General features: G+C 40.6%; 14 protein-coding genes. 1 reads left to right on the plus strand and 13 read right to left on the minus strand.

Annotated elements, in window-relative coordinates:
- Window positions 1–16: 16 nt before the first annotated feature.
- The 7 genes from LC033_RS04100 to yknW form a co-directional block, all read right to left on the minus strand.
- Complete coding sequence (locus tag LC033_RS04100; RefSeq protein WP_226566992.1) at window positions 17–1,900, minus strand: PTS fructose transporter subunit IIABC; 1,884 nt, start codon at window positions 1,898–1,900, stop codon at window positions 17–19.
- Between the two features lie 13 nt (window positions 1,901–1,913).
- The gene (gene pfkB, locus LC033_RS04105; protein ID WP_226566993.1) at window positions 1,914–2,825 is read right to left on the minus strand and encodes a 1-phosphofructokinase; all 912 of its coding nucleotides are present in this window, start codon (window positions 2,823–2,825) and stop codon (window positions 1,914–1,916) included.
- Entirely contained in the window at window positions 2,822–3,577 is a 756-nt protein-coding gene (locus LC033_RS04110; RefSeq protein ID WP_226566994.1) for a DeoR/GlpR family DNA-binding transcription regulator, read from the minus strand. The genes pfkB and LC033_RS04110 overlap by 4 nt, the downstream gene beginning before the upstream one ends.
- 349 nt (window positions 3,578–3,926) lie before the next feature.
- On the minus strand, window positions 3,927–5,120 hold the full coding sequence (locus tag LC033_RS04115) for an ABC transporter permease (RefSeq protein WP_226566995.1): 1,194 nt from the start codon (window positions 5,118–5,120) through the stop codon (window positions 3,927–3,929).
- Window positions 5,107–5,808, minus strand: coding sequence for an ABC transporter ATP-binding protein (locus tag LC033_RS04120; protein WP_226566996.1), 702 nt, complete (start codon window positions 5,806–5,808; stop codon window positions 5,107–5,109). Before LC033_RS04120 ends, LC033_RS04115 begins: the two co-directional genes overlap by 14 nt.
- On the minus strand, window positions 5,805–6,911 hold the full coding sequence (locus LC033_RS04125) for an efflux RND transporter periplasmic adaptor subunit (protein ID WP_226566997.1): 1,107 nt from the start codon (window positions 6,909–6,911) through the stop codon (window positions 5,805–5,807). Before LC033_RS04125 ends, LC033_RS04120 begins: the two co-directional genes overlap by 4 nt.
- 9 nt (window positions 6,912–6,920) lie before the next feature.
- Window positions 6,921–7,547, minus strand: a complete 627-nt coding sequence (gene yknW / locus LC033_RS04130) for a YknW family membrane protein (protein WP_226566998.1) — start codon at window positions 7,545–7,547, stop codon at window positions 6,921–6,923.
- A 512-nt stretch (window positions 7,548–8,059) separates the two neighbouring features.
- Here yknW and LC033_RS04135 point away from each other — a divergent pair.
- Window positions 8,060–8,437, plus strand: coding sequence for a Rok-like winged helix domain-containing protein (locus LC033_RS04135; protein ID WP_226566999.1), 378 nt, complete (start codon window positions 8,060–8,062; stop codon window positions 8,435–8,437).
- Window positions 8,438–8,484: 47 nt separating this feature from the next.
- Here the strand turns inward: LC033_RS04135 and moaD are convergent, their stop codons facing one another.
- Genes moaD through LC033_RS04165 form a run of 6 tightly spaced genes read right to left on the minus strand, consistent with a single transcriptional unit; the run spans window position 8,485 to window position 12,618 of the window.
- The gene (gene moaD, locus LC033_RS04140; protein WP_226567067.1) at window positions 8,485–8,718 is read right to left on the minus strand and encodes a molybdopterin converting factor subunit 1; all 234 of its coding nucleotides are present in this window, start codon (window positions 8,716–8,718) and stop codon (window positions 8,485–8,487) included.
- Window positions 8,711–9,202: a molybdenum cofactor biosynthesis protein MoaE gene (locus tag LC033_RS04145; protein ID WP_226567000.1), complete on the minus strand. Its 492-nt coding sequence runs from the start codon at window positions 9,200–9,202 to the stop codon at window positions 8,711–8,713. Before LC033_RS04145 ends, moaD begins: the two co-directional genes overlap by 8 nt.
- Entirely contained in the window at window positions 9,195–9,722 is a 528-nt protein-coding gene (gene mobB, locus LC033_RS04150) for a molybdopterin-guanine dinucleotide biosynthesis protein B (RefSeq protein ID WP_226567001.1), read from the minus strand. Before mobB ends, LC033_RS04145 begins: the two co-directional genes overlap by 8 nt.
- On the minus strand, window positions 9,704–10,981 hold the full coding sequence (locus LC033_RS04155) for a molybdopterin molybdotransferase MoeA (protein ID WP_226567002.1): 1,278 nt from the start codon (window positions 10,979–10,981) through the stop codon (window positions 9,704–9,706). The genes mobB and LC033_RS04155 overlap by 19 nt, the downstream gene beginning before the upstream one ends.
- Window positions 10,982–10,990: 9 nt before the next feature.
- A complete protein-coding gene (locus LC033_RS04160; RefSeq protein ID WP_226567003.1) occupies window positions 10,991–12,007 on the minus strand; it encodes a MoeB/ThiF family adenylyltransferase in 1,017 nt (338 codons plus the stop codon).
- 29 nt (window positions 12,008–12,036) lie between these two features.
- Window positions 12,037–12,618 (minus strand): molybdenum cofactor guanylyltransferase, encoded by a 582-nt coding sequence (locus tag LC033_RS04165; RefSeq protein ID WP_226567004.1) that lies wholly within the window; start codon window positions 12,616–12,618, stop codon window positions 12,037–12,039.
- Window positions 12,619–12,640: the final 22 nt, after the last annotated feature.

Raw genomic sequence — 12,640 nt, forward strand, 5'->3', positions numbered from 1 at the left:
GATGCTTCTCATCTAATTACGCTTCTTGTTTGACCGGTTTTTTCAAAATACCAAGTAAAAGCGCTGTTACAACGGCACCGATTAAGATGCTGATGATATAAAGAACTGGATGGTTTGTTACCCATAAAACGAATAGTCCGCCGTGCGGTGCAGGAAGCGTGACTCTAAAGAATTCCGTTAGTCCACCAGCGACTGCTGCGCCAATAACGGCTGAAGGAATCACCCGCAGAGGATCTGCCGCTGCAAACGGAATTGCCCCTTCAGTGATGAAAGCAGCTCCCATGAAATAGCATGTAATACCTGCTTCGCGGTCACGTTTTGAGAATTTATTTCTAAAGATCGTTGTAGCCAGGGCAATACCTAGTGGTGGCACCATTCCGCCTGCCATAATTGCTGCATGCGGTGCATAGTTTCCTGCAGCGATCATAGCAAGACCAAATGTATAAGCAGCTTTGTTAATTGGACCACCCATATCAATCGCCATCATTCCACCTAAAATAATTCCCATTAATACAAGGTTTCCAGTACCTAGTGATTCAAGCCAATGTGTTAATCCGTCCATCACCATTTTAACTGGTGTGTTGACAACATAATGCATGATAATACCTGTGAAGAAAATACTGAACAACGGATAAAGCAGAACAGGTTTAATGCCATCAAGTGACTGAGGGACAAATATGAATACTTTTGTCAATAGCACCACGATGTAACCAGCAAGGAAACCAGCAATCAGTCCGCCTAAGAATCCCGCCCCCGCAGCAGAGGCCATAAATCCACCGACCATCCCTGGTGCAAAACCTGGACGGTCTGCAATGCTCATCGCAATAAATCCAGCTAACACAGCAACGATTAAGGCAAGTGCATTATCACCGCCAATTCCTTTTAACACAGCGGCAAATGAATTAAAGGAAGGATCATTTGGATCGGCTGAGTTAATTCCCCAGAAGAATGAAATTGCAACGAGGATACCGCCTCCGACAACAAATGGAAGCATGTTGCTCACACCGCTCATTAAATGCTTATAAAATCCACTTCTTTTACCAGACAATTCATTTTGATCTTTTGAAGAACCGCTGCCTGAGCCTTTATAAATCGGCGCATCTTGATTGATCGCTTTTTCGATCAGTTCCTGCGGACGACGAATTCCAGCTGTAACAGGGACTTCAATGACATGCTTGCCTTTAAAGCGTTCCATTTCAACTTGCTTGTCAGCTGCCACAATGATGGCTGTTGCTTCTTCAATTTCCTTTGCTGTCAGAGCATGCTTAATTCCGCTAGAGCCGTTTGTCTCAACTTTAATGTCTACGCCCATTTCTTTTGCTTTTTCTTTTAACGCATCTGCTGCCATAAATGTATGTGCAATACCTGTTGGACAAGCTGTCACCACTAAGATTTTAGCAGTCTTTCCTTCTATAGCTGATTCTTTTTTTACTTCTTCTTCATCGTCTTGATCATGCGTATTGATGATGTCGATGATTTCATCTTCAGTAGCCGCTTCAAGCAGCTGCTTTCGAATTTCTTCACGCATGAGAAGTGTGGATAAACGAGAAAGTGCTTCTAAATGCGTGTTGTTTGCGCCTTCAGTGGCTGCAATCATAAAGACAAGATAACTTGGCTGTCCATCTAGTGATTCATAGTCTACACCAGCAGTAGAGCGGCCAAATGCAATGGCAGGCTCTTTCACACTTGCTGTTTTAGCGTGAGGGATGGCAATTCCTTCGCCAATCCCTGTAGAGCTCTGTTTTTCACGATTGATGACAGCTTCTTTGTAGCCTTCTTTATCATTTAATTTGCCTGCTGTATCTAATACAGTCACCAGCTCTTCAATAACTGCTTCTTTCTGCTGGCTATCTAATTGAAGCTTAATCGTATGCTTCGTGAGTAGTTCTGTGATTTTCATGATGACTCCTCCTTTAAATACGTGTGACTTTTACTTGTGGTAATAGTGTGTCGACTAGCTCTTTTGTGCCAAGTTCCTCAGAAAATGCTGTAGCACTTCCTGATGTGACGCCGAGCTTAAATGATTCTTCGATGGAAAGACCTTTAGAAACACCTGCTAAAAACCCTGCAACGACTGAATCCCCAGCACCAACTGAGTTGATGAGCGTGCCCTTTGGAACATTTGACTGATAGATTCCTTCTTGACAAAATAAAAGGGCTCCATCTCCTGCCATGGATACGACGACATGCTCAGCACCTTGTTCTAACAGCTTTTTCCCATAAGGGATGGCTTCTTCAGCTGATGAAATGCTTGTCTCAAACATCTCACCTAACTCGTGATGGTTTGGTTTCATTAAGAACGGTTTCATGTCTGCAGCCTTTTTTAAGGCTTCACCTGAAATATCAAGCACAACACCTACGCCATGTTGGACGCAAACCTCTGCAATACGTTCATATGTGTTATGAGGCAATGAGGAAGGAATGCTGCCTGCTAATACAACTACATCTCCTTCAGTCAATGAAGTAAATTGGGATAGAAACGACTCAAATTGATTTTCAGTAATACTTGGACCGAGCCCGTTGATTTCCGTTTCTTCACCTGTTTTTAATTTCACATTAATTCGTGTATCTTCCGACATCTCATGAAAGGCTGTTTGTAATTGTTCATTTTGTAAAAAGTCTTGAATATATTTACCTGTAAATCCGCCAATGAATCCAAGTGCTTTTGATTCAACACCGTGACGTTTTAAAAGCCTTGAGACATTGATTCCTTTACCACCTGGATATTTTTTGTCATAGGTTGAACGATTCAAGCTGCCGACAGCAAAATTCTCCACGTGTACGATGTAATCAACTGATGGGTTTAAAGTAACTGTATAAATCATGTTTTCACTACCTTTATAACCGTTTTTTCATGGTAATTATCGAATAAATCCTCTTTTGCGTCGTTTGTGATAATGGTGGCTTCCTGTAAACTAGCAAAGGCTGAAAACGATATTTCGCCAAACTTTGAGGCATCTGATAAGATATAGGTTTTCTTCGCCTGCTTCATGGCTCTTTTTTTTATGAGTGCTTCCTCTGGATCAGGTGTTGTAAACCCCGCCTCGGGATGAATGCCGTTCGTCCCAACAAAGCTTTTGTCAAAACGGTAATTTTCCATAGCTGTTAAAGCTGCGGCCCCCACCATGGCTCCTGTTCGATGTTTCACTGATCCCCCTATCAGGTAAAAAGAAATCCCTTTTCTCATGAGTACTTCAATGTGCATCACACCGTTTGTCACCACAACAATATCTTGATCTGGATCTATATATTCAATCATTTGCTGTGTCGTCGTACCAGCATCTAAATAAATACAATCCCCTTGTTTTAAAAGAGACGCAGCTGCCTCTGCAACCAATGACTTTTGATGAAGGTTTTTGGCAGATTTCTCAAATACATCGGGTTCAAGACGAATACTAGATATTTTGGCCGCTCCTCCGTGAACTCTTTTCAGAAAGCCTTTTTCTTCAAGAGCTGATAAATCTCTTCTGATTGTAGACTCAGAAGCATCCGTCATAATCGTTAAGTCCTGTATTTTGATGACACCATTCTCTTCTAAGTAGTCAATAATGAGTTGATGTCTTTCTGGTGTTAACATTAAAAACACCCCCTTTTGAAAACGTATTCATTTTGCGCGCATCTTTATTGTAATCGCTTTTTTCAACATTATCAATACAAAACGATCAAATGCATTCAAAAATTATCAAAATCTTTCACAATGGTCATCTTACCTTTATATGTACCATTTGTAAACTGAAAAATATGTGACATTGAGATGAAAGTCATGATATTAGCATTTCTATCATTTTTCATTTCATTCATTTCAACTAAAAAAAGCTTTTATGCTGTTTGCATAAAAGCTTCAGGTGGGTTGATGAATGGCGAAGATACACTATATGTAATCTCTTTTTCTTATTGTCAGTATCTTGGAAAGATGGGCTTCATGATTATTCATATCTGAGGGATTCAATAGGATCAAGTCTTGCTGCTTTATTCGCAGGAATTAAGCCAAAAATAATACCAATGAGCATACTAAACAGCACACCTCCGCACACCACTTGCCACGACACAAGAGATGGCCAGCCAGCAAAGAGGGATACAAGCGAGGCACCACCTAAACCAAGTGCGATCCCCATCAGCCCACCGATGAGTGTTAAAACGACAGACTCGATTAAAAACTGAACGAGTATTTGAGCCCTGGTTGCGCCAAGCGCCTTTCGAATACCGATTTCCCTTGTCCTCTCTGTCACAGAAACGAGCATAATGTTCATGACACCGATGCCGCCGACAAGTAATGAGATACCAGCAATCGAGCCAATAATTGTTGTCATGACAGACGTAATTTGACCGATGCCTGCAGCGATTTCTTCCATATTGATCATTTCGTAAGCATCTTCTGTATGGTGATTTTCATTTAAACGTGCAGCAGCATTCTTTCCTACTTCTTTCATTTGATCAGCGTGTGTGACTTGAATAGACAACTTATCGTATTTATTTAAACCAAATGTGGCAGTGAGCATAGCAAATGGCACATATATTTCATTCATATGAAATGAAAGTAGTCCTTTTTGTTTTGCTAAAACTCCGATGACTTCAACTGGCTGTCCGTTCATCCATATCATTTCACCTATTGCCTTTTGTCCGTTAAAAAGTTCTTTTTTTAGACCTTCTGAAATAATAGCGGCCCTTCTGCCACTTCTAAAATCAATATCCCGTAAATCTTGTCCTTCTGCTATTCGTAATGAATGTACATTCGTATAACCTTCATTAATACCGTTTACTGTAGCATCAACTGTTGTATCTTGAAACCTCAATTGCATCCCTTGTGCAGTTGAGGAGGCGACCTGTTTTACCCCGTTCATCGTCTTAATGCTTTGTATGTCTTCTTCAGTAAATGAGGCTTCAAATAAGGCGTTTGGATTTGCATTTAACTCTTCATCAGAAGGCGTATACGTCATATCAATGGTATTGTTTGGCCCTGAAATCGATTCTTTCAACATTTGCTCACCGCCTTGACCGATGGCAACGACTGCAATCACCGACCCAACACCAATTATAATCCCTAGCATCGTTAAAATTGAACGTAATTTATGAGCTAAAACAGAATTCAGCGCTATTTTGATATTTTCAAAGAGTTTCATTCATAGCGTCTCCTTGCTTCAATCTATCTTCAACTAGGCGGCCATCTCTCACAACTATCGTTCGGTTTGTATACGCAGCAATTTCTTCTTCATGAGTGACGAGAACAACCGTCGTCCCTTCCTCATTTAGCTGTGTAAACTGTTCCATAATTGAGAAACTTGTTTTTGAGTCAAGAGCACCTGTTGGTTCATCTGCTAAGATGAGCTGAGGCTCATTGACAATTGCACGTGCAATGGCCACCCTTTGCTTTTGACCTCCTGACAACTCGCTTGGCATATGTTTCATTCGATCAGTCAAACCAACCTTTTCAAGTGCAATTTCCGCACGTTCTTTTCTTTCCTTTTGACTGATACCAGCGTAAATCATCGGAAGTTCAACATTTCGCCTCGCATTTAATCTAGGCAGCAAATGAAATTGTTGAAAAACAAACCCAATGGATTGATTTCGAATCACTGCAAGTTCTTGATCCTTTGCTGCTGACAGCTCTGCTCCTTGAAAATGATATTGTCCTAAGGTTGGGCGATCTAAACAGCCGATGATATTCATTAACGTCGACTTCCCAGAGCCAGACGGCCCCATGATCGACATATACTCTCCCTTTCCAATGACAAGGTCAATCTCACTTAATACATCAAAAGTTTCTTGTGCTACCTCATAGCTTTTAGTGACATTTGAAAGCTGAATCATTCAGCATTCACTTCCATTCCATCATACATATCATCTGATGGATTTACGATGATTTGATCTTCTTTGGTTAATCCTTTTGTTACTTCAAGATCATTCCCTGTCGTTTCTCCAAGCTCTACCTTTACTTTTTTTAATATATTCTTTTCCACAATATATACGTATTGTTCACCATCCTCTTTTTTTATTGCTGAGTCAGGAACGGTTTGCGCTTGGCGCTTGTCTGTTTCAATTTCCATGATCATTTTAAAGCCTGGTTTTGCATCAGGGTTTTTTCCCTTTATTTCAATTTCAACAGGATATTGAACGCTTTGATCTCCCGTAGTCGTTTCTGATGCTGCTTGAGCTGGAACAGCGCCCACTTTCTTAACGACTCCTTGCCAACTCTTACCGTGAATGACATCAGACGTCACCCTTACTTTTTGTTTCTTTTTAACTTTTATGGCGTCATACTCAGAGACCAAGCCTCGCACGATCATTTTTTTCTCATTGCCAATATGTATGAGCGGCTGTCTCTCTTCTAACTTACCTGCGACAGCCTCTCGCTCAATCGATATCACTGTCCCTTCAATTTTACTATGTATCGTTAAATCTTCTATTTGTGCCTTTACTTTTTCTTTGTTAAGCTCGGCTTGCTTTTGCTCTAATTCAGCTGCCTTTAATTCTAATTCAAGCTGATCTCGTTCGTTTTTGGAATGAGAGCTCGGCTCGCCTGCTTTTGTTTCATCTAATTCGCCGAGTCTATTTCGCAATTGTTCGAGTTTTAATGTACTTGTTTCAGCCGCTAGTGCTTGCTGCTGCTCTTCAAGCTCCAGTTCCTTATTTTCATATGTAAGTAGCAGCGTTCCAGTCTTTACCTTTTGCCCTTCTTTTACTGCAATCTCATTCAGCTTCCCCTTTTCCTCTTCTACGTAAATGAATTGCTCCTCCGAGAAAGAAAGGCTTCCAGGTGTCATTACCGTAGATGTTACTTCTTTTGGCTTGAGTTTGATTGTTTTAAATGCTGCTGTAGAAGCAGGTTTTGACTGGTTTTTTGCAATGTTAAATCCAATAAATAGACCAATCACAATAATAAAAATGGACCCAATGATGATTTTCTTTCTCATAAATACATTCTACCTCCAGCTTACTGACATGTTGATTGTGGTTCCTAAATATTGAAAAATTAAAGAAAGTATATAAAAGACTCCTACAATGATCCAAGCTGTTTTCTTCGATATTCGACCGACTTGGATGAATAAAAAGCCTGTTAAAATGAGACTCCAGATCACAAATAGATCAATATTGGCTAACACGAAATGCCATTGATCAGGGAGTCGCATAAGTGCGTTTAATGATGTGACAGTTATCTCTTTTGAAACATGAAAAAGAATAACTGCCAAATGAGAAATAATTGTCCCAATGATCGTGATTGGTGTGATAAACAGAACTGCTGAAAAAAGTTGCTGAAACGATGCATCACCTTTTGCTAAAAATACGATGAGCTTATATATGGCAGCATTGATGACAATCCCCAGTATAAGGCCCATTAGTGTCACCACATACACAGCTTGTAATGGGAAGCTTAATTCTGTCCACATTTCTGCATTCACCAGCTCAGATAAATAAGTGACGATGACTGTTAAAACAAGCACGCAGCATAAAGGCCACCAAACGACCGGGTTTTCCCACACTCTTCTCAGATGCTCGGCCGGCCTTATGCTCACTCCTATAATCGTGGGCTTTTGAATTTTTTCTTTCATCAATTGTCATCCTCTCTATGTCACACGAGATATGCAAAAGGCTATTCAAGCTCTTGTTCTTTCTATTTTATCAAAAGATTGCCAATAAGTGATAGATCATTTGTTATTTTCATTGAAGGAGGCTTGTATCTATTATTCTATTTTTATGAATCACTTTTTCCAAAGGACACCATGATCCGACCATATTCATATTAAAAAGTATTGATTTTACTTACCTAAAAACATTTTATTCATTAAATAAATGCATTTGGAAATAAATATGCTTTTCCTTTGGATTCGGATGGCCTCAGTTAGACACAACATTTTTTTGTTAAAATAAGCCTAGTAATTTCTACAATTCCCGACTTTATAAGCCTACCATTGGTTTCTCCCATAGAACAAATAAGCCTTTAGCATCAATACTTTCATATTAAAAAAATAAAAATAAAAGGATTTTACTTGATCAAAAGTTATTTTTTCATATAATGTAAAATAGAGGTAAGTTAAATGATAGTGGAAATGGAGTCAAGTGAATGTTAAGAGAAAAATTGAAAATGCAATTGATTTTACTTTATGAAAAGGAACAAGAAGCATGGCAATACTTTCGAAAGGAAAGGGAACTGATTTATCATGAGCTCAAATTACTTGATATGAAAGAAAGTAGCCCCTCTAATGACAAAATATACTACGCTGCAAGGTGTGTAGATATTATTAAAGAGAAAAAGGGAAGCATTGTGAGCACAAAAGAATTAAAAGAACAGCTTCAAGCTAGAACAGATTTCAATGTGAGACGAATTAGCGAATTGTATGATCTTATTAAACAGCTCGATCCCCATATTTCAAAGGCACGAAGGGGATGTTTTATTTATGAAGATCACACCCAAGTACCTCTACAAGCTTTTCACACATAAAAAAATTGGTTACAGCCGCTAGCCATAACCAAATCCTCTAATATCTATTATCCACCACTTACAGGAGGAATGAGTGCAACAGTGTCCCCGCTACGCACTTCAGCTTTTCCCCTCGTATATATTTCGTTGACTGCAACCATCACGTTTTGTGCAGCATCGACGCCATATACCTCCTGTAATTCTATTATAATCTCATCAACCGTTGTTTGATCTTTTTGAATGATGATTTGTTGTTTACCGGCCTTCTCAGCAAGGCTGGCGAACAATAATACACTAATTATGCCGATCACCTTCTTTCTTGCTAAGTTGAAGAGCACTCGGTTTTCCTTCTGGATAAGAAACCGTTTCAAGCTGATCACCGATCCATGCCTCTCCATCTTCCCAGTACTCTTTTTTCCAAATTGGAACAATTTCTTTGATTCGTTCAATGGCATATTCATTTGCTTCATAAGCTGCTTTCCTATGAGGAGCCGAAATGGCTATCGCGACAGCAATGTCAGATATCTCAAGCATCCCAATACGATGCATAATGGCGACTTTAGTATCAGGCCACCGCTTCTTTATTTCTTGTTCAATTTGACTAAGCATGCTTTCGGCCATTGGAATGTATGCTTCATAGGTTAAACGCAATGTTTTTTTTCCATTTGTCCACTCTCTTACCGTCCCGATAAAAGTCGTAATAGCCCCTGCTTTTCGTCTAGTCACATGCTGAATCAATTCATTCACATTAATCGGCTCTATTGTTATTTTAAAAAGTTCATTCATGTGAGGCTCCTCCCTTCAATAAGTTAAAAGCAAATGTAGTCCCACGCTTATCAGACGCTGAAAATACAGGAAATGAGTAATTCTCGGTTAGCTGAAATACGTTAGAAAAATAAACTGCTGCTTGTATGTGAGAAAGTGTTGAAAGGTTGATGAGCTCCTTCTCATTCTTTACGCAAATGATTTTGCGATAAGGCGCCTGTTTATATCCCTCGATGAGGATGGCATCTAACGGAAGATGTTGACACAGTTTGAGCAATTGCTCTAACGTCATGTGCTGCATCGAAAAATGGAATTCGCCTTCTCCCTCTACACCAGCGGCAAATGCACCCGCTTGAACATAGCGATTGGTATCTTTTTCTTTGAAAAGTCTATCCGGTTTCCCACCATGCCCATGATGCTTAAAGCAGCCTAGCTTAAGCTGCTCATGATCAGCTAGCTGACATAATTTTTCAATCAACATGGTCTTGCCGCTGTTTTGATAGCCGACCACTTGTAACATGTTTAATTTATCATCCAGCATTTAGAGCCACCGCCTTCGTACTGAAACAGCAGGACAACGACCTGATCACCTGCTTGAAACCCTCTTGTTCCCCCAGGCAAAACGATGAAACAGTCAGCATCAGCAACCGATGTTACCGCACTTGATTTATCAAGACCTGTTGGCGTCGCACTCAGCTGACTACCAGTGAACTGAAGTGATGCCCTGACAAAACGAGTGAATGGATTGGCTTTTGGAAAATCATGTGTCAGCTTCGCCTCGGCAAAAGCAGGATATGGATTTTCTTTTAAGCACCATCTATACACGATAGGTTTCACAAGTAATTCAAAGCCAACAAAACAGGCAGCTGGATTTCCTGACAGCCCAAACAGCAATTGACCATTTGGCAGTGCAGCAACGGTTGTCACACTTCCTGGTCTCATGGCGACTTTATTAAACAAAACCTCTGCACCAAGCTTTTTATAAATGGCAGGCAGAAAGTCAAAATCCCCGACCGACACACCGCCTGTTGTGATAAGCATGTCTACCTTGCTCAAGGCTACTTTTACTGCTTCATAGCTTTGATCGAAATCATCGGATACACCCCCTAAATCAAGCGGCTCTCCTCCAGTAACCAGAACCTGTGCGTAGACCATACTGAGATTACTGTTTCTAATTTTACCGTCCACCATTGCATCACTTACTTGAAGAAGCTCTGTGCCTGTTGAGATGATACCGATGACCGGCTTTTTTACAACTGGTACAACCGCATAGCCGAATGTCGCCAATAAGGCAATGACGCCTGGAGTCACTTTTGTTCCTTTTTTGACCATCACTTTCCCTTTGAAGGTCTCTTCTCCTTGACGAGAAATGTTATCCCCCTTTTGAAGCGGCCTTTTTAACGACATAAAATATTTTCCATTTTTTTCAAAGGTCCTAGTCAGTTCAATCATGATGACAACATTTGCTCCATCCGGAATCTTTGCTCCTGTCATGATACGAATGGCTTGAAAGGGGCCGATGGTTTTTGTTGAAACCATTCCTGCACCAATATGATCAATGACCTCAAATTCAATCGGCTGCTCGCTTGATGCTTCTTTTGTATCTTCAGCCCGAAGTGCAAAGCCATCATACGGAGAACGATCAAAGGCAGGAACATCATGGTCTGCCAACATATCCTCTGCAATAAACCTCTCAAGGCTATCCTTTAAAGGAATCCATTCTACTTCACCGTATCTTCGATATTGGTGGACTTTCTTTATTGCCTCTTTTACTGGAATTGCCTGCCGTCTTTCCATCACATCTCACTCCTATATACCCAGCAGTCTTGCTAGTATTGAATTTGCTACTTTTTCATCATTTGTTCCATGGATTAGTGCACGTCCTCCTTTGAAGCAGACAATCCGGTAAGTTTCATAGCGTACATGGATTAAAAAGTCGTTCGCTTCTACCTCACAAATAGAGGACAGCTGCTCTTTCAAATGCTGAAATGAAAGGTTCGCTAAATCCTTTGACACGATTTGTACGGTGTCTCGTCCGCAAAGGACCGTCGTTTTTTTATGCTGATCACATAAATACGGATAGGTTCTTTTCATGCCGCAAGATGGACAGTCCTGCTGCTTAATACGAGATAAATCCATTTTAAAAGATGTTGACTGCCAGACATCAAAGCTGACAAACTTCCGCTCTATTTGCTCCTCATGCCCTGTTAAATATTTTAGTGCCTCTGTTTGCTGATAAGCAGAAACTATTTGAACTGCAGGTGAAATAATACCCGCTGTCTCACAATTTAGACCACCAACTGGCATTGTCGTAAATACACATGATAAACACGGTGTTTTATTTGGCAAAATGGTCATATACATCCCCTGACTGCTCACACAGGCTCCATATATCCAAGGAGTATTCGTTTCTATAGATAAATCATTCATCACCATCCTCGTCTCGAAATTATCTGTCGCATCAATAACGATATCCGCTTTGTGAAATAAAGGTCTTAACCGCTCAGCATCTACATCTTCAATGAAAGCGTGTATGGTCACTTCACGATTAATCTCTTGGAGACGTTTTTTCGACGCAATTGCTTTTGGTACATGTGCCTTTGCATCCTGTTCCGTATAAAGCTGCTGCCGCTGTAAATTTGAGTACTCCACATAATCACGATCCACAATCGTCAAAGTGCCGACCCCAGACCTAGCGAGCCCTTCGGCTGAGGCAGTTCCCAGTGCACCTGCTCCAACAATCAGGACATGACTTTTAGCCAACGCATGCTGGCCTTTTTCCCCTACCGGAGGGAACAAGATTTGTCTTGAATATCGCTCCTTCAATGTTGTTCTCTCCTCATCGTTTTTATGTATCATATCATACCGTTTTCAGGTAAATCGCTTCTTTTATTGATATTGTGAAATTCCTTTGATGTCACGGCCAATTCGTCTTCTAGCACAACGTGCATGTTAAGCTTTTGAAGAAGTTCTTTGATGGCTAGTTGATTCTCTTTTAAACACGCGTGAATAATCGGAAAGCAGCGGCGGTGATAAAGTGCAAACAAAGGCTGTAACCTTCCCTGCACAAACGGGACAACGGCATCTACATGCTCCTTGCAATAGGACGATAATGTCCGCGCTGTCTCTTTTCGAATGAAAGGCATGTCACATGCAGTCACCAAATACCAGTCCGCTTCTTTTTTTTTCATAGCAGTATACATGCCTGCAAGCGGACCGCACCCGCGGACCTTTTCATCATCTAACCAGACATCTTGTTCACCTCTTGCTTTGAAAAAAGGCACTAGCTCTGGATGACTGATGATGATGATTTGCCCCTCCAAAAGCTGCTTTTTGACACGCTCATATAGTGGTTTTCCCTGATACAAATGACTTGCTTTTGGCTCTCCAAAACGTTTAGAAGCTCCTCCAGCTAAAATGACATTCACTACACTCACCATCTCATCCTCCTTATACATG

Origin of the sequence: Bacillus stratosphericus (genome assembly GCF_020524495.1) — a bacterium.
In the GTDB taxonomy this organism is placed as follows: Bacteria; Bacillota; Bacilli; order Bacillales; family Bacillaceae; genus Bacillus; species Bacillus stratosphericus_B.

Bases quoted from the DNA above. Each gene is read 5' to 3' on its own strand.
- LC033_RS04100 (WP_226566992.1), bottom strand. From the start codon at position 1,900: ATGAAAATCACAGAACTACTCACGAAGCATACGATTAAGCTTCAATTA.
- pfkB (WP_226566993.1), bottom strand. From the start codon at position 2,825: ATGATTTATACAGTTACTTTAAACCCATCAGTTGATTACATCGTACAC.
- LC033_RS04110 (WP_226566994.1), bottom strand. From the start codon at position 3,577: ATGTTAACACCAGAAAGACATCAACTCATTATTGACTACTTAGAAGAG.
- LC033_RS04115 (WP_226566995.1), bottom strand. From the start codon at position 5,120: ATGAAACTCTTTGAAAATATCAAAATAGCGCTGAATTCTGTTTTAGCT.
- LC033_RS04120 (WP_226566996.1), bottom strand. From the start codon at position 5,808: ATGATTCAGCTTTCAAATGTCACTAAAAGCTATGAGGTAGCACAAGAA.
- LC033_RS04125 (WP_226566997.1), bottom strand. From the start codon at position 6,911: ATGAGAAAGAAAATCATCATTGGGTCCATTTTTATTATTGTGATTGGT.
- yknW (WP_226566998.1), bottom strand. From the start codon at position 7,547: ATGAAAGAAAAAATTCAAAAGCCCACGATTATAGGAGTGAGCATAAGG.
- LC033_RS04135 (WP_226566999.1), top strand. From the start codon at position 8,060: ATGTTAAGAGAAAAATTGAAAATGCAATTGATTTTACTTTATGAAAAG.
- LC033_RS04145 (WP_226567000.1), bottom strand. From the start codon at position 9,202: ATGAATGAACTTTTTAAAATAACAATAGAGCCGATTAATGTGAATGAA.
- mobB (WP_226567001.1), bottom strand. From the start codon at position 9,722: ATGCTGGATGATAAATTAAACATGTTACAAGTGGTCGGCTATCAAAAC.